We start from the raw sequence: 17,073 nt of genomic DNA on the forward strand, positions 1-17,073 counted from the left end.
CTCCTCATTCATAGGTGACCCGGACCGTGTCGGTGACCGGCACCGCCTGACAGGCCAGCACATAGCCGTCGGCCAGGTCTTCGCGTTCCAGTACTTCGTTGCGCAGCAGCTTCACTTCGCCGTCGACCACCCGGCAGACGCAGGCACTGCAGGCCCCCTCGCGGCAGGAGTACGGTGCCGCGACACCGCGCGCGAGCAGCACATCGAGTAGTACGCTGCTGCGCGGCCAGGCGAATTCGTGGGTGGCACCGTCGAGTTCGACCTCGACGCCGGCAGTGTCGCCAGTGTCCTCGACCTCGATGTCGGCGAAGGGATCACCGGCGAGCGACACGAACTTTTCGACGTGCACGCGGCCTCGGTCCATGTCGAGGGCGGCGGCCGCGTCGACGACCGCGTCCATGAAAGGTGTTGGGCCGCACATGAAAAGCTCGCGATCGGACCAGTTGGCGAGCAGCCCCGTGAGCGTCGGCAGCGACGGCAGACCCTGGACCGATTCGAGCCAGTGCACCACCACCAGTCGGTCCGGGTACGCGGTGGCGAGTTCGGTCAGTTCATCCGCGAAGATCACCGACTGCTCGTCCCGGTTGGCGTAGATCAGCGTGCAGCTCCCGCTGCCTTGCGCCAGTGCGGATTTCAGGATCGATATGACCGGGGTGATCCCGCTGCCCGCGGCGAGCAGCAGCAGATCGGTATCCAAGGAGCTGGGTGTAAAGATACCCGCGGGCGGCAAACTCTCGATGGTTGTGCCAGGACCGGCGTTGTCGCACAACCAGTTCGAGCCGTACCCGCCCGCGGTGCGTTTGACGGTCACCTTCAGTGGGCTGTCTTCGTGTGGCGCGCTCGACAGCGAATACGAGCGCGCGACCGATCCGGTGCGGTCGCTGGGTATCCGCAACGTCAGGAACTGCCCGGGCCGATAGGGCAGTGGCTGCCCGGATTCGGCCACCAGCTCGAGCGAGACGGCATCCGATGTTTCGGTGATGGCGCGGACCACGCGCAGTGCGATGGCGTTCACAGCAGATCCCGATCTCGCGTGCTGAGGCCGATAACGCCTGCGGTGACCGCCTTCTCGATGCTGTCGCGTAAGGCGGAACAACCCGGTACGGGACCGTTTCGACCGAGTTCCGCGCACCGGGCCCGCGCCGTCGCGGACCACTGCACGCTGGTGTGCGCGGCGCTGAATTTGACTACCGATACCCGGTTTTCACAGGACTGGCAGGTGACGGCGTCCATCGGCAGTCCGCTCAAGCGTCCGCGCGTTGGGCGGCCAAGTTCTCGGCGACTTCGGCCTCCCACGCGGTGACCGCGCGAGTGGTGTCGACCTCGAACTCGAAGCGGTCGGTCATCTTCGATTCCACCTCGGCGACATCGGTGTAGAACTGCTCGTACCAGCGCCGCAGCTGATAGACCGGTCCGTCCTCCTCACACAGCAGCGGATTGTCGATGCGGGTCTTGCGCAGCCAGATCGCCACGTCCTGCTCGAAGCCCTTGCCGAGGCTTTCGGCGAAACGCACCGCCATGGCCTCGGATTCCTCGGGCGTGCGATCGGCGGCCTTCTTGACGATCGCGCCGTATTGGAGCACGAATTTCGTGGGTGACACCGGGTAGTGACAGTTGATCAGCACTGCCTCCACACGCAGGTCGCCGGTGGTGCTGACCAGCTCGTCGATCATGTACGACGGACCGAAATAGTGTGCTTCCGACTGCAATTCGTTCTTGCCGCCGGTCGCGTACGCGGTCTCGCCCATGATGTCCTGACGCCCGATCGAGGTCATGTACTGACTGGCGATATGGCCCTCGAAGACATTCTTGAAATAGGTGGGGAAGGCATAGTGCACATAGAAGAAGTGCGCCATGTCGACGACATTGTCGATCACCTCCCGGCAGTTCGCGCCGTCGATGACGACCTGCTTCCAGGTCCAGTCGCTCCACTCATCGCTGAACGCGCCCTCGATGCGCGGGATGGTGATGTCCTCGGTCGGCGGATTGCCCTCCGGGTCGTGCCACACGAACAGCTGCCTGTTCTGCTCGAGGGTGAGCCATGCCTTGGTGCGGGCCAGTGGCGGCACACGCCGCGCGTATGGGATCGACGCACAACGGCCATTGCCCCGCCAGCGCCAGTCGTGGAACGGGCAGGCGATGGTGTCGCCCTTGATGGTGCCGTCGCCGAGGTTGCCGCCCATATGCCGGCAGTAGGCGTCGAGCACATTGAGGGTGCCGTCGGAGCTCGCGAACACCACCAACTCGGTGCCGAACGCGGTGACGGTATGCGGCTTGCCGTCGCGGAAGGTGTCGGCCAGGCCGAGGCAGTGCCAGCCACGTGCGTAGCGGGCGGGCGGGGTGCCGGTGTCGATCACGCGCACCTCGTCGTCGGTGTTCGCCGTGCTCATGATGTCGGATCCTCCACGTTCGTTGTCGCTGTCATATCGATGGTTCGACGCGGCATCAGTCGCCGAAAAGACCTGGTCCCACTGATCGGGAGGCCGGTCAGACGGTGGTGAGGCGCTCGAATCCGGACCGATAGAACAGCAGTGGATCGGCGTCGCGGCCCTCGCCCAGTGCGGTGACGCGGCCGATGACGATGGTGTGATCGCCGCCGTCCAGTTCGCCGCCGAGTTCGCAATCGATCCACGCGATCGACCCGTCCAGCAGCGGTGAACCGTTGGGGGACAGGCGCCAATCCAACCCGTCGAACTTGTCCGGACCGCTGCGGCCGAGCTGTTTGCACACCGCCTCCTGATCGGCGGCGAGCACGTTGACGCAGAACTTGCCGGCCGCCCGGATCCGGGGCCAAGTGGTGGAGGTCCGGGCCGGGAACAGGGTCACTGCGGGTGGCTCGAGGGACAGTGCGGAGAAGGACTGGCAGGCGAATCCGACGGGTTCGTCGCCGTCCAGGGCGGTGATCGCGGTGACTCCGGTGGCGAATCGGCCGAGGACGGCCTTGAAGTCGAGCACGACGGCCATGGCGCTCCTAGTTTCGATTAGAAATATTCCGTTTCGCCATGAAGGTAAGCGACGCGCTCGGTGGGCTGTCAATCACGGATTCCGGCTACCGAGAAGATCCGTAGCGATCTCCGTAGTTTCCGGGATTCCGGGTTGCCTGCGTGACGGCACTGTGATTGGGGACACAAGCTGGTATGTCGGAAACGGACATGCCTAATCGAAATACTTCTAAGCTGGACGAGCTACACAATGGAGGTGAGCCATGACGGTCGAGGTGCTGACCCACTCGGAACCCGAAGAGCTGTTGTCGGGTTCGGGTCGTACGACCGCCCGGCCCGCGCAGCCGCCGGTTTCCATGATCGAGCGGATGACGCTGATTCTAGATGCTTTCGACGGTTCGACGCCGACCCTGACGCTGCTCGGGCTGGCGGAACGGACCGGGCTACCCCGGTCCACCGTGCACCGCATCCTGGACCAGATGATCCGGCTGCGCTGGTTGGCCCACGCTCCCGGCGGCTACCGCCTCGGTATGCGTCCGCTGGAACTCGGCGGACTCGCCGCCGACCACAACGAGATTCGCGATGTGGTGAGTCCGCTGCTACACGATCTCTGTCAGCGGACCGGCATGGTCGGCCATCTCGGCGTACTCGACGGGCGCGAGGTGCTGTACCTGGACAAGGCCGGTGGCCGGTTCACCGCGAGCATCCCGACCCGCCTCGGCGGCCGGATGCCCGCGCACAGTACGGCTCTGGGCAAGGCGCTGCTGGCGTCGCTGGAGCCGAGCATCATCGAGACATCCTTCCGTGACCGGCTGCCGCAGCTGACGCCGCGCACCATTTGCGACCGGGCGGAACTGCACCGCGAGTTGACTCGGATCCGGCACCGGCAGGGGGTGGCCGTGGACAATGAGGAGTCGGTAACCGGCATCGCCTGTGTGGCCGTACCCATCCGCGGCCGCGGTGCCGCCGTCGGCGCACTGTCGCTGTCCGGCCAGATCGGCGGTGACCGAACAGCTTTGGACACCGCCCGCCTGGCGCGAGTGCTCGTCGAGGTCGCCCACGAGGCCGCCCGCGCACTCTTCCCCCGCCACACCCGCTGGCGGTAGCCCGCGCCCACCGCAGCGCTCCCAGGGATCACACAAAGGTATTGGTCGCCGCGCACAAGGTCTACGCCTAACCTTGTGCGCGGCGACCAATGGGTGTGCGCCAACCGTTCTATTTCTGATCCCGGATCAGTACGCGGTCCCACCGGTGGCAGGGACGCGACCGTGCCGCATGACCAGTGTGATCACCAGTGCGATCACCGATGCGCCTGCGGCGAACCAGAAGCCCATCTCGTAGCCGTGGTCGGCGAAGATCTGCGGGATGACCGAACCCTGTGCGGGTTGGCCCGCGACGCTGACCTGCGCGGTGATCGGGCTGGCATTCAGGTAGGCGGTGACGATGGCCAGGCCGATGGCGACGCCCATGGATTGCATGACACCGAGCATGCCTAGGCTGATGCCCTGCTGTTCCTGCGGTACGGCTTCGACCATCAGGATCGGCATCGAGGCGTAGTAGAAACCGAACCCGATGCCGAATGCCGCACTCACCCAGAGGAATACGACCCAGGTGTGCGGCAGGACGGCGTAGCCGACGCTCGCGCCGACGAACAGTATGAGCGCGAAGATCAACGGCAGCCGCGCCCCGATCTTGCGGGCCAGTGCACCGGCCAGCGCGCCGCAGATCATCGCGAGCACCGCCTGCAGCAGCGCCACCCGAACGGCGAATTGCAAAAGGGTGAAACCATTTCCATAGCTGTACCCGGGATCGAGCAGCACCTGCACCATCGCGGGCGGCATCGCCTGACCGGTCTGCTGCTGGATCTGCGCGAGCGTGGCCTGCTGAACACCGGCGGCGACCGTAGCCGAATCCGGAGTCTGGGTCATATAGCCCAGCGCGTAGGACTGCACGCCGATCAGGAACGAAGCGAACAGCGCACCACCGAGCACCAGCGTCACCCGCGGGTGGAGACCAGGAACATCCGCTTCTTGCCCCACACATCGCTCATCTTGCCGATGAGCGGCGAGGCGGCCGCGCCGATGAGACCGAAGACGATGATGGCCCAGTTGATATTCGCGCCGACACTCGGAAAGGTCGGCGCGATCTTCTGCAGCGCGGCCGCGACGATCGTGTACTGCATAGGAGCGACCTCGGTGAACAGCACGATGACCGTGAGGACAGTGAATATCCTGGCGGGCGATGCGCCGTCGAGTCGGCCGGTGTCAACGGATCTGATTGCGCCGCTGGGACTTTCGGCGGCTGGTGCATCTTTGGGAATGGTGGACATGAATCGGGCTCCGCTGTTCGGGAACTACCTGGCGGTGTTCAAACGTGAATGTTTGTGAAACCTGTCACAAGGTGCACCCGGTCGTATCTCGCGAATCTCACTGAACGAGATGTTTCACTCGAAATATGCCTAAGCGATATAGTCCTACTGTGACCGAAGCGAAGTCTGCGGCGGACGCCGCAGTCCCCGATCTGCCGACGACCAGTTGGGCCGTGCTCGGCATGCTCTCGCACGCCGACGAACTCTCCGGCTACGACCTGAAGAAATGGGCCGACTGGAGCCTCCAATTCTTCTATTGGAGCCCATCGTTCAGCCAGATCTACGCCGAGCTCAAACGCCTCGAGAAATACGGCTACGCCACCTCCCGCACCGTGCTGCAGGACGACGGGGTGCGCGGCAAGCGGATGTACGCCATCACCGACAGCGGCCGCGCGGCTGCGGCGCAGTGGGTGAATCACGCGCCGGTCGAGGCTCCGGTGCTCAAGCACAGCGTCATGCTGCGCGTCTGGCTCGGCCACCTCGCCGAACCGGATCGGCTGCGCGAAATCCTCACCGAGCACATCGGATACGCGGAGAAGATGCGCAAACTGGCGGAGGTCGACGCCGAGGGTGCCGACGAAAACCCGGACTGGTCTTACCCGGGCGCGGTATTGCGCTGGTGTGTGCGCCATTACGAGGCCGAGCGCGATTTCGCCAAGGAACTGCTGGCCGACGTGGATAAACTCGCGAGCCGGACCCAGCCCAAGAAGGCCGCGAAGGGCAAGGGCCGCCGCGCTTCCTGAGGTCCGCTGAGCGAGACCATCGCTTCCTATATCTAGTCGAACTATTTCTACTAGATATATTAGGAGGTGGTCATGCGCACCGATTTCGCACAGCAGCGCGCGCTGGATCCCATCGAGGCCGCGCTGGCCGCGGTCGCGGCGGGCGGCATGGTCGTCGTCGTGGACGACGAAGATCGGGAGAACGAGGGCGATCTGGTGCTGGCCGCCGCCCTGGCGACCCCGGAGTCCATCGCGTTCATGGTTCGTCACACCAGCGGCGTGCTCTGCGCGCCGCTGCCGGGTGCGGATCTGGACCGGCTCCGGCTGCCACCCATGACGCCGGTCAACGAGGATCCGAAGGGCACTGCGTACACGGTGTCGGTGGACGCGGCCGCCGGTACGACGACGGGGATCTCGGCCGCCGATCGCGCCGGCACCGTGCGCGCGCTGGCCGATCCGCGCACGAGGCCGGACGACCTGACGCGACCCGGTCACGTGTTCCCCCTGCGCGCACATCCCAGTGGCGTGCTCGGCCGCCCCGGCCACACCGAGGCCGCCGTCGACCTGACCCGACTGGCGGGGCTGCGACCGGCCGGTGTCATCGCCGAAATCGTGCGCGAGGACGGCTCGATGGCGCGCCTACCGCAGCTGCTCGAATTCGCTGAAACCCATGCACTGCCGATTATTTCGATCGCCGATCTGATCGAATACCGCCGCCGCGTCGAGCACACGCTGACCCGGGTCGCGCAGACCCGCCTGCCCACCCGATTCGGTGAGTTCCGCGTCGTCGGCTATCGCGATGAGATCTCCGGAACCGAAACGCTCGCCCTCGTTTTCGGCGAACCGGGGCGTGATTCGGTACTGACGCGGTTGCATTCGGAATGCCTCACCGGTGACGCCCTCGGCTCACTGCGCTGTGACTGCGGTGACCAGCTCGACGCCGCGCTGCGGGCGGTCGCCGCGGCGGGCAGCGGTGTGGTGATCTACCTGCGCGGGCAGGAGGGCCGCGGCATCGGATTGCTGAACAAATTGCGGGCGTATGAATTACAGGATCGCGGCGCGGATACCGTCGAAGCGAATGTGGCACTCGGGTTGCCGGTCGATGCCCGCAGGTATGCGGCGGGTGCGCAGGTGCTCACCGACCTCGGCATCCGGTCCGTGCGACTGCTCAGTAACAATCCGGCCAAACAGGCCGGCCTGGAAGAGTATGGGGTCACGGTGGTACGGCGGCTGCCGCTGCAGGCGCCGCCGACTGAACACAACATCCGCTACCTGCGTGCCAAGCGCGATCGGATGGGTCATCAACTCTCGGGTGTCGACGCCGAACCGGCAAGGGCCACCTCCTGGTAACGGATCTTTTCCGATGTCCGGGTAACGGACCACGTCGAATGCTGGCTATTTGCCATGGAATTGCCGACACACAAGTGTTTCACTACGGAGATTTTACGTTCGAGTCATGCGTAGGGAGTCGGCCTGCTTTCCTGTTGGGGTCAGGATCGAGAGTCCGCGAGTTGGGTGAGCCGGAAGTCGGGGACAGCGGTGCACCGGATACCGATCAAACAGCAGCACTTCCGCTCGGGTTGGCTGTGGTCGTCCGTTGGTGTGATGTTGGCCGTAGTCGCGGTGGTGATCTGGCATGCCAGACCTGAGAAACAGCTGGCCTGCGATGCCGCGCGAGCGGTTCCGGATATTGGCGCCGCCTCGCGAATGATGGTGGCTACCAGTAGTACTGGTGTCGCGAATCGGCATCCGGTGGATGCCTCACCGCCCACGAGACCGGGGGAGGCGCGGTATTACTCGTTCGGTCTCGGCGCGGCCTGCTCGTTCGCCGGACTGCCATTGGACGGGTTCTATGTCGGGGTCTCCACCGCGGAATACCGACGCGCCGACCTGTGCGGCGCCTACCTCGATGTGCACGGCCCGCTCGGCGACGTCCGGGTGCTCATCGCTGACCGGTGCCCGGGATGTGCTGCGGGACAACTGGATTTGAGCACGTCGGCGTTCGAGCAGATCGCGGACCGGTCCGACGGCGTCGCACGGATCCGCTATACGGTGGTCCGCGATCCGGTCCCGGCACCGGAGCTGATCTATGAACTGAAGCCGGATTCCTCGGCCGATTGGCTGGCCATGCTGGTATCCGGATCGGGAAATCCCATCCAGCGCATCGCTTTACGGTCCGCGCTCGGCGGGCCGTGGCGCGAGCTCAACCGCGGTATGGACAACTACTGGACGATCAGCGGCGCGGGACCCGGGCCGTTCGAGGCGCAGGTGAGCGATATTCACGGCCATCAGGCCAAAATATCCGGGATATTCCTGGAGCAGGGCCCGCGATACACCGGCGTGCGCCTGTATGCCGAGCCGACCCCGGAACCGTCGCCCGCGCCGACGACGCAGGTCACGACGATGCCCCAACCGCCGTCCGGCGTCGCCGCGACCGGCTGTACGAGCTAGCGATCAACCAAGTTTCGCCGCCAGTGCCCGACCGGCGGCGCGGCCGGAGAAGATGCAGCCACCGAGGAAGGTGCCCTCCAGCGCGTTGTAGCCGTGCACACCACCGCCGCCGAAACCCGCGACCTCGCCCGCGGCGTACAGGCCGGGCAGCGGTATGCCGTCCGGGCGCATCACCTGCGATTCCAGATTAGTCTGCAAACCGCCGAGGGTTTTGCGGGTCAAGATGTTGAGCCGCACCGCGATGAGCGGCCCATGCGCCGGATCGAGGATGCGGTGCGGTTTGGCGACCCGGCCCGCCTTGTCGCCGAAGTACTGGCGCGCGTTGGTGATCGCCATCAGCTGCGCGTCCTTGGAGTACTTGTTGGCGACATCGCGATCGCGGGCGATGATCTGGCGCTCCAGCTCGTCGAAGTCCAGCTGCGGGCCGCGCGCGATCTTGTTCATGCCATCGACCAACTCGCGCAACGTATCCGCGACGACGAAGTCGACGCCGTGCTGTTTGAACGCCTCGACCGGTCCGGGTGCGCCCTTGGCCACCCGGCTCTTGAGGGTGAGCTTGAGATCCTTGCCGGTGATATCCGGATTCTGTTCCGAGCCCGAGAGCGCGAACTCCTTCTCGATGATCGACTGGGTGAGCACGAACCAGGAGTAGTCGTAGCCGGTGGCCAGGATCTCCTTCATGGTCGAGTTGGTGTCGAAACCCGGGAAACACGGTGCGGGCAACCGCTTTCCGTTGGCGTCGAACCACAGCGAGGACGGGCCGGGAATGATCCGGATGGCGTGGTCGGGCCAGATCGGATTCCAGTTGATGATGCCCTCGGTGTAGTGCCACATGCGGTCGCGGTTCACGATGGTGCCGCCCGCCGCCTCGGAGATGCCGAGCATTCGCCCGTCGACATGGGCGGGGACACCGGAGATCATGGTCTCCGGCGCCGGGCCGAGCCGCTCGGTGGGCCAGTTGCGGCGGATGAGCTCGTGGTTGTGGCCGATGCCGCCGGAGGTGACGATCACCGCCTCGGCGCGGAATTCGAAGTCGCCGACCACATTTCGCGAGGACGCCTGGCCGCGCTCCAGCTCGGTCGGCTCGAGCACACTGCCGCGAACACCGACGACGGCGCCGTCTTCGACGATCAACTCATCCACCCGGTGCCGGAAGCTGAAGCCCACCAGACCGCGTCGCTCACCCTCGAGCACCGGCTCCTGGAAGATCCGCACCACCTCGGGACCGGTGCCCCAGGTCAGATGGAAGCGCGGCACCGAATTCCCGTGCCCGTCGGCGAACGCGCCGCCGCGTTCGGCCCAACCGACCAGCGGAGTGACCCGTAAACCCAACTCGTGCAGGTAATCCCGCTTCTCGGTGGCGGCGAAGCGCACATATTCCCGCGCCCACTGGCGAGCCCAATGGTCCTCGTCATCGCGATCGAAACCCGCCGAGCCGAGCCAATCCTGCAGGGCCAGTTCGTAGGAGTCCTTGATGCCGAGGCGGCGTTGCTCCGGACTGTCCACGAAGAACAGGCCACCCAGCGACCAGAACGCCTGGCCGCCGAGGTTATTGCGGTTCTCCTGGTCCAGCACGTGCACCTTGCGGCCCGCCTTGACCAGTTCGTGGGTCGCCACGAGCCCGGCCAGGCCCGCACCGACGACGATGACATCAGCCGTTTGCGTGAATTCGGGACTGGGGTCGGTCATGTTCATCCTTCGGTCGCGGTGCTGTAGGCCAGCACGATGTGGCAGAACAGGTCGGTGCGCCGCGTGCGCACCTTGCGGCTGCGCGGCTCCATCAGCACCTGCACGGAGGTGCCGTCGTGCACGGCGACCAGCGCCTGGCCGAGCGCGACGGGATCGGGGACGGTGCGGCCGATGCGGGTCAGAGCGGTGACGATGGTCGGCATCAGCGCCGCGACGATAGCCTCCTCGCGCGCGGCCATCACCTGCCGCAGCCCGGGGGTTCGCAGCGCGTGCGTGGTGAACTCGGCGGTGATCCGGTACCAGTCCTCGTCGATCGGCACCGCGCGGTCGAGGCGCTCGACCGCGGCGCGAATATCGACGACACCCTCGACCGAGAACGCGTCGAGCGTCGCCCGGACACCGGCGATCATGGCGGCCGAACGCTGTTCCCACATGGCCAGGAACAACTCGTCGAGGGAGGTGAAGTTGGAGTAGAAGGCACCTCGGGTGAAGCCCGCCCGGTCGCAGACCCGCTCCACCGTGGCACGGCCGAAGCCCTCCTCGGCGAAGACCTGGTAGGCGGCGCTGAGCAGGCGCTTGCGGGTCTCGGTGCGGCGGCGGGTCACCCGGCGCGCCGGGGCGTCCGCGGTCGAAGCCAACGCGCACCTCCTCGAGCGTCCGGTCCGTTCAATACAGCAATGTATCCGATACAGAAATGTATCAGAAGCTCGACTCACCTTCGATGGAACGGGTGGACCCGGGCGCTCGGCGTGGATAATCCGAAGAGATCGTCCCCCCGTCGGCGAGGAGTGATCGGTATGAATGCGAGTGCGGCGAGCACGGGCATGACCGGCTGGCGCGTGCGCCGGCCGGGTCCGATCGATGGCGGACCCCTGGATTTCGTTCGGGAGACGGTGCCCGAACCCGCTGCCGATGAACTTCTGGTCCGGGTGCTGGCCTGCGGGGTCTGCCGGACCGACCTGCATGTGACCGAGGGTGATCTACCGGTGCATCGACCCGGTGTGGTGCCCGGACACGAGGTCGTGGGGGAGGTGGTGGCGCTCGGGCCGACGGTCGTATCGGGTTCGCCTGGGGCGGTGGGTTCTTCGGCGAACGAGTTCGCGGTCGGTGATCGCGTCGGCATCGCCTGGCTGCGCCACACCTGTGGCGTCTGCCGATACTGCCTGCGCGGTGCGGAGAATCTCTGCCCGAATTCGGCGTACACGGGCTGGGACGCCGATGGCGGCTACGCCGAATACACCACTGTGCCAGCCGCTTACGCGTATCGGCTGCCCGCCGGATACACCGATGTGGAGACCGCGCCGCTACTGTGCGCCGGCATCATCGGCTACCGAGCGCTGCAGCGTGCCGACCTCCCGCGCGGTGGGCGGTTGGGGATCTACGGCTTCGGCGGCAGCGCGCATATCGCCGCGCAGGTCGCGCTGGCACGTGGCGCGGAGGTGCATGTGATGACCAGGGATGCCGCGGCGCGTGAGTTGGCCCGCGACCTCGGCGCGGCCTCGGTGCAGGGTGCGGCGGATCGGCCGCCCGCGCAACTGCATTCGGCGATCTTGTTCGCGCCCGTCGGCGAGCTGGTGCTGCCCGCGCTCGAGGCGCTGGATCGAGGTGGCGTGCTGGCCATCGCGGGCATCCATCTCAGCGATATTCCGGCGCTGAACTATCAGCGGCACCTGTTCCAGGAGCGCGAGATTCGCTCGGTGACTGCCAACACCCGCGCCGACGCGCGCGAATTCCTCGCGATGGCGGGCAAACACCGGATACATGTGACCGCAACGGGGTACTCCCTCGGTACGGCGGATCGCGCCCTCGCGGATCTCGCACACGGACGTTTCACCGGCGCGGCGGTTCTCATCCCATAGGCGCCGAAATCTCCGTGGGCGCAACAGGGTAGCCAGGACACGATTCAGTGCTGAATGGGTCTCGCTTCAGCTGAGTTGCTTGACGCAACTCGCCATCGTTCCTACTCTCGCAGATATAGCCAGGTGACACTTGTCTATGACAAGTGTCACCTGGCTGTCTCACAACGGCGTGAGAGGTGATCACGATGGAAAGCCGGAAGGTACATTTATTCGAAAAGTGGCGGCTGGCGCGGGTATTCGCTGTGCTATTGCTCGTGGCTGGAGCCGGTGCGGTGACCGGTATGGGCGCGAGAGCACATGCGGACTGCGCCGCGGTCGATGTGGTAGTCGCCAGAGGCACCGGGGAACCGGGGTGGCTCGGCTCGGTCGTCGGCGACCCACTCTACGAGACGCTACTGCAAGCACTTCCGGTGAGCAGCAGTGCTTACCGGGTGAACTATCCGGCGGATCTGCTCGATCCCACCTCGCTCAGCCGCGGCACCCAGGACATGACCGACCATGTCATTCGGCAGTCGCAAATGTGCCCGGATCAGCAGTTCATCCTGGTCGGCTACTCGCAGGGCGCGGCCGTCGTGCACGGCGTGGTCGGCACCGGCATCGTGACCCAACTGCCCGGGATCTACGTGCTCCCCGGCGATCTCGAATGGAAGGTGTCCGCGGTACTGCTGTTCGGGGATCCGCTCCGGCTGATCGGCTGGGGCGTCCCGGGCAACTACGCCTGGAAGACCGCCGACTACTGCACCGGTGGTGACCCGGTCTGCGGCGGCGGCTTCGACCCGAACCAGCACGGGAACTACGGCTGGGCCTTCTGGCCCGCCGCGGATTTCGCGGCCGGCCGGGTGTAATACACCGGGAAATCCATACGGCGGGGTCGATTTTCGAATCGGCCCCGCCGTTGGCGTGGTCACACCTTGCGGACCCAAGTGGCCATCAGGCCATTATGGCGCGATCACCAATGCAGGCCCGGGATCACGCGGGTGACGCGGGCGGCAGGACTCGGCAGTGTCATCAGCGGCAGCATGACCGGCGCGAGGTACGACAGTGCGCTGCGGCCGGACTCCTGGTCGGCATCGTCGGTCTGTGCACCCGGAACCACCGTCTGCTTCCCCTGCGCCGCATGCGATTCCCCGAACCAGCGGAAGCCCTGGTGCATGATCGTCCGCTTGACCGAAGGCATCAGCAGTTCGACCGCCTGCGCGAAGGTGCCGACCGGGGTGTCGATGCGGTGCGGGCGATCCTCCAACGCCCGCACCACGATGGCGGCGGCGCGTTCGGGATCCGGAACCGGCAGCGAGCGATAGAGATCGGTGGGCGCGATCATCGGGGTGCGCACCAAGGGCATGCGGACCGAGGTGAAAGTGATGTCCGCGTCCCGATTTTCGACGGCGGCGATTTCGCTGAAGTTGTCGAGCGCGGATTTGCTCGCCACATACGCGGCAAATCGCGGCACCTTCGTCTGTACGGCAATCGAGGAGATATTGACGATATGCCCGAACCGCCGCGTACGCATCGACGGCAGCAACGCGAGAATCAGCCGCACCGCGCCGAAGTAATTGACCGCCATGGTCCGCTCGAAATCATGCATGCGATCAGTGGAATTCACCACCGAGCGGCGAATCGAACGGCCCGCATTGTTCACCAGATAATCGACGTGACCGTGATCGGCGAGTACGCCCGCGACCAATTCCTCCACGCCGTCGGAATCGGTGATATCGCACGGATAGGCATGGGCGACACCACCATCGGCGCGCACCGCGGCCGCGGCGGCCGCCAGGTCCTCGACACCGCGCGCCACCATCACGACGGTCGCGCCGCGCTGGGCCACGGCATGTGCGGTGGCCAGGCCGATTCCGGAGGAGGCCCCGGTGATCAGGACGACGCGGCCGTCCAGCGGGTCACCGCTGTCGCCCGGCCGGTCCCGGTTCGGATCGAGGTGCTCGGCCCAGTACTGCCACAGCCGCTCGGCGTAGCTGTCGAAAGACGGTACCGTCAGACCGGTTCCGCGCAGCTGGGCCCGCGTGGAGTCGGAGACGAAATCCGCCGCGAACGAGGTGTGCGGTGCGACGGTGGCGGGAATTCCCAACTGCTCCAACAGGAAATCGCGCACCGTCGCGACGCCCGGAATGTGGGCGAGCCCGCTCAGCGCGAGTCCACTGCCCGGCACCGTACCGATTCCGGTCGGTGCGCCCGCCGCCGCGGCGAGCGCGCCGTAGATCTCGCCGAACGGCTGCGGCTCCGGGTTGACCAGGTGGAACGTGCGCCCGTCGAGCCCGCTGCGACGCACCAGTTCGACCATCGCACTCGCCACGTAGTCGACCGGCACGATATTGGTCGAGCCCAACTCGGGCAGCAGCATCGGCAGTTCGGTCGGTAGTGCGCCCAGGCGCGAGATGGCCGGGAAGAAGTAGTACGGACCGTCGATCTTGTCCATCTCGCCGGTGCGGGAGTCACCGACCACGATCGCGGGCCGGTACACCCGCCAGCGCACGCCCTCGGATTCGCGGACCAGCTTCTCCGCCGCGAACTTGGTGCGGTGGTACGGCGAGGTCAGCCGCTGGCCGAGATCGAAATCCTCCTCGAAGAACTTGCCCTTGTGATCACCGGCCACGGCCACCGAGGAAACGTGGTGCAGGACCGCGCCCAGCTCGCGGGCCAGCTCGAGCACCGAGCGGGTGCCCGCGACATTGGCCGCGTGCGCGGTCTGCTCATCGGCGGTCATGTCGTAAACCGCGCCGAGGTGGATCACGTGGTCGGCCCGCGGCGCATCCTCGATCAATCCGAGGCCATCGGCGGTCAGATCACCGAGCATCGGAAAGGCGCGTTCGCCGCCTTTCCAGCCCGCGGTGAGTTCGCCGAATTTCGCTACCGACGCGGTACGAACCAGCACATGCACAATGGCTTCGGAATCGGCCGCCAGCAGTTCCTGAACGACCCTCCGGCCCAAGAATCCGGTTCCGCCCGTCACGATGAAAGTAGTCATCGCACACCTCCTGCTGTCGCACTCGAATCGAGTTGTCACACAAGCGCGCCCGGCATGCAGCAGTGAATGCGGACATCATTGAATCGGCCTCCAGACAACAATGGTCGGGCCGGAGTAGGAACGTCTTTGCCCTTACTGATCAGTAACTTTAATCGGTGCAGCTAGCTCCGGGCAAGCGAGCAGCGGCCCAGTGTGATGTGTGAATGGTCACCACTGGGGAGACGCGAATATTGTGTGTTACAAGAGTTTTCAGTTAATGCGCGGCACGCGGTCGTTACCGAAACGAGACTGCCAGCACAACTCAGCGCTTCTCGGCGCGGGCGGGCGGGTTTTCCAGTGCCGGGCGGCCCTTCAGATAGGTCTCGAAGGCGTCGAGATCGATGGGGCCGACGGCCTTGTCGGTGCCCTCGGTGAAGACGGTGAAGCCGTCGCCGCCGGAGGCCAGGAAGCTGTTGGTGGTGATCCGGTAGGTGGCGACCGGATTGAGCGGCCGGCCACCGACGCGCACGCTGTCGGCGACGACCTTGCCGCCAGTGGGGCTCGATTCGACGTAGGTGTAGGTGAGCCCGGCGGGTGAGAGGACGGTCGGCTTGCCCGGGTTGCTCCATTGTTGTTCGAGCAGGCGCAGGATCTGACTGCCGGTGAGGGTGAGGGTGACGACCTGGTTGCCGAACGGCTGGACGGTGTAGATATCGCCGTAGGTGATCTGACCGGACTTCAAATCGGTGCGCACGCCGCCCGGGTTCATGAAGGCCGCGACCGCCGAGGCGGGCGCCGCCGCGGTGACCGAGAGCATCGAATCGGCGATGACGTCACCGAGCGGCGATTCGCCCGAGCCCGCCGGTTCGTGCGGCAGTGCCGCGGCCGCGATGCCGACCGGGCGATCCGCCCGCGGCTTGGCCTGCCCGGCATAGAAGTCGATCAGCGATGTGGTCGCCGCGTCCGGTGTGACCTCGCGGGTCACTACGCGGTTGACCGCCGACGCCTGCACGCCGTCGGCGCCGAAGCGTAGGGTGATATCGGTGATGAGTCGGCCGTAGGAGGCGGCCTGGGTGACCACCTTGCCGTCGATGGTGCAGACATATGGCTGATGCGAATGTCCGGTGATCAGCGCCCGCACCGCCGGATCGACGCCGGTGGCCATGGCGGTGACTTCGGATGAGATGTTCGCGCAGCCGTTGTAGTCGACCGCGACGTTCTGGGCGGTTTTCTGTACCCCACCGTCGTGCAGCAGTGCCACAACGGTTTCCGCGCCCGCCGCCTTCACCTCGGGAACGTACCGATTGATCGCCGCGACCTCGTCGCCGAAGCTGTATCCCCGAATGCCTTCGGGGAAAACGATACTCGCGGTCTCCTGGGTCACCGTGCCGATGACTCCGATCTTGTGACCGCCGACCTCGAGCATCGTCCACGGCCGCAGCGCGGGCGGCAGCTTGCCCTCGGCATTGGTCACGTTGGCGGCCAGATATGGGAACTTGGCCCCGGTGAACGGCGTACCGGGCGAGCACCCCGCCGGCGCACAGCCGCCCTGCTGCAGCCGCGCCAATTCGATGACGCCGTTATCGAATTCGTGATTGCCGACCGCGGAGGCGGCCAGCCCGATGGAGTTCAGAAATGTGATGGTCGGCTCGTCGTGGAAGAGTCCGGACACCAGCGGGCTGGCCCCGATATTGTCGCCCGCCGCCACTACGGCACTGGCCGGGTAGGCCTGCTTCAACCGCGCGAGATGCGTGGCAAGGTAGGCCGCGCCGCCCGCGTCGTAGCCAGCGATCTTGCCGGTCGAACCGGCGGGCGGCTGCAGGTTGCCGTGTAAATCGTTGAGCCCGAACAGATGCACCTCGTCCGGCTGCGCGCCGCGCAGATCGTCGGTCGAGATGAGTGGGACCACTCCTGGCACGGTCGAGGTGGTCTTGCCGCCGCTGTTGTCCGAGGCGGTCCCGCACCCCGCCGCCAGGGTGATGCTTACGAGTCCCGCGATGATCATGCGGATGCGACGATGCGCTGTCATGGCTCGACTTTCCCATGTCCGTCCCGGCGGTGCCATCGGTACGACGGTGTGCGC

Annotated in this window: 16 protein-coding genes; 6 read left to right on the forward strand and 10 right to left on the reverse strand. The window is 66.0% G+C overall.

Features of this window, described 5'->3' with window-relative positions; genetic code table 11:
- Positions 1-4: 4 nt before the first annotated feature.
- From OG874_RS08680 to OG874_RS08695, 4 genes are all read right to left on the reverse strand, one after another.
- Positions 5-1,015 (reverse strand): ferredoxin--NADP reductase, encoded by a 1,011-nt coding sequence (locus OG874_RS08680; protein WP_330254599.1) that lies wholly within the window; start codon positions 1,013-1,015, stop codon positions 5-7.
- The gene (locus OG874_RS08685) at positions 1,012-1,233 is read right to left on the reverse strand and encodes a hypothetical protein (RefSeq protein WP_330254600.1); all 222 of its coding nucleotides are present in this window, start codon (positions 1,231-1,233) and stop codon (positions 1,012-1,014) included. Before OG874_RS08685 ends, OG874_RS08680 begins: the two co-directional genes overlap by 4 nt.
- Positions 1,234-1,244: 11 nt before the next feature.
- A complete protein-coding gene (locus tag OG874_RS08690) occupies positions 1,245-2,390 on the reverse strand; it encodes a Rieske 2Fe-2S domain-containing protein (protein ID WP_330254601.1) in 1,146 nt (381 codons plus the stop codon).
- A gap of 97 nt (positions 2,391-2,487) precedes the next feature.
- Complete coding sequence (locus OG874_RS08695; RefSeq protein WP_330254602.1) at positions 2,488-2,964, reverse strand: flavin reductase family protein; 477 nt, start codon at positions 2,962-2,964, stop codon at positions 2,488-2,490.
- A gap of 241 nt (positions 2,965-3,205) precedes the next feature.
- On the opposite strand from OG874_RS08695, the gene OG874_RS08700 reads away from it, so the two are divergent.
- Entirely contained in the window at positions 3,206-4,048 is an 843-nt protein-coding gene (locus OG874_RS08700) for an IclR family transcriptional regulator (protein ID WP_330254603.1), read from the forward strand.
- A gap of 126 nt (positions 4,049-4,174) precedes the next feature.
- On the opposite strand, the gene OG874_RS08705 is transcribed toward OG874_RS08700, so the two are convergent.
- Together OG874_RS08705 and OG874_RS08710 are read right to left on the reverse strand one after the other, a co-directional pair.
- Complete coding sequence (locus OG874_RS08705) at positions 4,175-4,981, reverse strand: MFS transporter (RefSeq protein WP_330254604.1); 807 nt, start codon at positions 4,979-4,981, stop codon at positions 4,175-4,177.
- On the reverse strand, positions 4,939-5,271 hold the full coding sequence (locus OG874_RS08710; RefSeq protein ID WP_330254605.1) for a hypothetical protein: 333 nt from the start codon (positions 5,269-5,271) through the stop codon (positions 4,939-4,941). Before OG874_RS08710 ends, OG874_RS08705 begins: the two co-directional genes overlap by 43 nt.
- Before the next feature lie 149 nt (positions 5,272-5,420).
- Between OG874_RS08710 and OG874_RS08715 the strand changes: the two genes are divergently transcribed.
- From OG874_RS08715 to OG874_RS08725, 3 genes are all read left to right on the forward strand, one after another.
- Positions 5,421-6,053, forward strand: coding sequence for a PadR family transcriptional regulator (locus OG874_RS08715; protein WP_330254606.1), 633 nt, complete (start codon positions 5,421-5,423; stop codon positions 6,051-6,053).
- A gap of 72 nt (positions 6,054-6,125) precedes the next feature.
- Entirely contained in the window at positions 6,126-7,382 is a 1,257-nt protein-coding gene (locus OG874_RS08720; RefSeq protein ID WP_330254607.1) for a bifunctional 3,4-dihydroxy-2-butanone-4-phosphate synthase/GTP cyclohydrolase II, read from the forward strand.
- Between the two features lie 165 nt (positions 7,383-7,547).
- On the forward strand, positions 7,548-8,483 hold the full coding sequence (locus OG874_RS08725; RefSeq protein ID WP_330254608.1) for an expansin EXLX1 family cellulose-binding protein: 936 nt from the start codon (positions 7,548-7,550) through the stop codon (positions 8,481-8,483).
- Between the two features lie 3 nt (positions 8,484-8,486).
- On the opposite strand, the gene OG874_RS08730 is transcribed toward OG874_RS08725, so the two are convergent.
- Both OG874_RS08730 and OG874_RS08735 read right to left on the reverse strand, forming a co-directional pair.
- Positions 8,487-10,178: an FAD-binding dehydrogenase gene (locus OG874_RS08730; RefSeq protein ID WP_330254609.1), complete on the reverse strand. Its 1,692-nt coding sequence runs from the start codon at positions 10,176-10,178 to the stop codon at positions 8,487-8,489.
- Positions 10,175-10,810 carry a TetR/AcrR family transcriptional regulator gene (locus OG874_RS08735; protein WP_330254610.1) on the reverse strand — a complete coding sequence of 212 codons (636 nt, stop codon included), beginning with the start codon at positions 10,808-10,810 and terminating at the stop codon, positions 10,175-10,177. The genes OG874_RS08730 and OG874_RS08735 overlap by 4 nt, the downstream gene beginning before the upstream one ends.
- Before the next feature lie 186 nt (positions 10,811-10,996).
- On the opposite strand from OG874_RS08735, the gene OG874_RS08740 reads away from it, so the two are divergent.
- Together OG874_RS08740 and OG874_RS08745 are read left to right on the forward strand one after the other, a co-directional pair.
- A complete protein-coding gene (locus OG874_RS08740; RefSeq protein WP_442943387.1) occupies positions 10,997-12,031 on the forward strand; it encodes a zinc-binding alcohol dehydrogenase family protein in 1,035 nt (344 codons plus the stop codon).
- A 185-nt stretch (positions 12,032-12,216) separates the two neighbouring features.
- Positions 12,217-12,876 carry a cutinase family protein gene (locus OG874_RS08745; RefSeq protein WP_330254612.1) on the forward strand — a complete coding sequence of 220 codons (660 nt, stop codon included), beginning with the start codon at positions 12,217-12,219 and terminating at the stop codon, positions 12,874-12,876.
- A 104-nt stretch (positions 12,877-12,980) separates the two neighbouring features.
- On the opposite strand, the gene OG874_RS08750 is transcribed toward OG874_RS08745, so the two are convergent.
- Positions 12,981-15,011 carry an SDR family oxidoreductase gene (locus OG874_RS08750; protein ID WP_330254613.1) on the reverse strand — a complete coding sequence of 677 codons (2,031 nt, stop codon included), beginning with the start codon at positions 15,009-15,011 and terminating at the stop codon, positions 12,981-12,983.
- A gap of 301 nt (positions 15,012-15,312) precedes the next feature.
- Positions 15,313-17,019, reverse strand: coding sequence for a bifunctional metallophosphatase/5'-nucleotidase (locus OG874_RS08755; RefSeq protein WP_330254614.1), 1,707 nt, complete (start codon positions 17,017-17,019; stop codon positions 15,313-15,315).
- Positions 17,020-17,073 lie beyond the last annotated feature (54 nt).

It is taken from the genome of Nocardia sp. NBC_00565 (genome assembly GCF_036345915.1).
Lineage (GTDB): Bacteria > Actinomycetota > Actinomycetes > Mycobacteriales > Mycobacteriaceae > Nocardia.

Bases quoted from the DNA above. Each gene is read 5' to 3' on its own strand.
- OG874_RS08685 (WP_330254600.1), bottom strand. From the start codon at position 1,233: ATGGACGCCGTCACCTGCCAGTCCTGTGAAAACCGGGTATCGGTAGTC.
- OG874_RS08690 (WP_330254601.1), bottom strand. From the start codon at position 2,390: ATGAGCACGGCGAACACCGACGACGAGGTGCGCGTGATCGACACCGGC.
- OG874_RS08695 (WP_330254602.1), bottom strand. From the start codon at position 2,964: ATGGCCGTCGTGCTCGACTTCAAGGCCGTCCTCGGCCGATTCGCCACC.
- OG874_RS08700 (WP_330254603.1), top strand. From the start codon at position 3,206: ATGACGGTCGAGGTGCTGACCCACTCGGAACCCGAAGAGCTGTTGTCG.
- OG874_RS08710 (WP_330254605.1), bottom strand. From the start codon at position 5,271: ATGTCCACCATTCCCAAAGATGCACCAGCCGCCGAAAGTCCCAGCGGC.
- OG874_RS08720 (WP_330254607.1), top strand. From the start codon at position 6,126: ATGCGCACCGATTTCGCACAGCAGCGCGCGCTGGATCCCATCGAGGCC.
- OG874_RS08730 (WP_330254609.1), bottom strand. From the start codon at position 10,178: ATGAACATGACCGACCCCAGTCCCGAATTCACGCAAACGGCTGATGTC.
- OG874_RS08740 (WP_442943387.1), top strand. From the start codon at position 10,997: ATGACCGGCTGGCGCGTGCGCCGGCCGGGTCCGATCGATGGCGGACCC.
- OG874_RS08745 (WP_330254612.1), top strand. From the start codon at position 12,217: ATGGAAAGCCGGAAGGTACATTTATTCGAAAAGTGGCGGCTGGCGCGG.
- OG874_RS08750 (WP_330254613.1), bottom strand. From the start codon at position 15,011: ATGACTACTTTCATCGTGACGGGCGGAACCGGATTCTTGGGCCGGAGG.
- OG874_RS08755 (WP_330254614.1), bottom strand. From the start codon at position 17,019: ATGACAGCGCATCGTCGCATCCGCATGATCATCGCGGGACTCGTAAGC.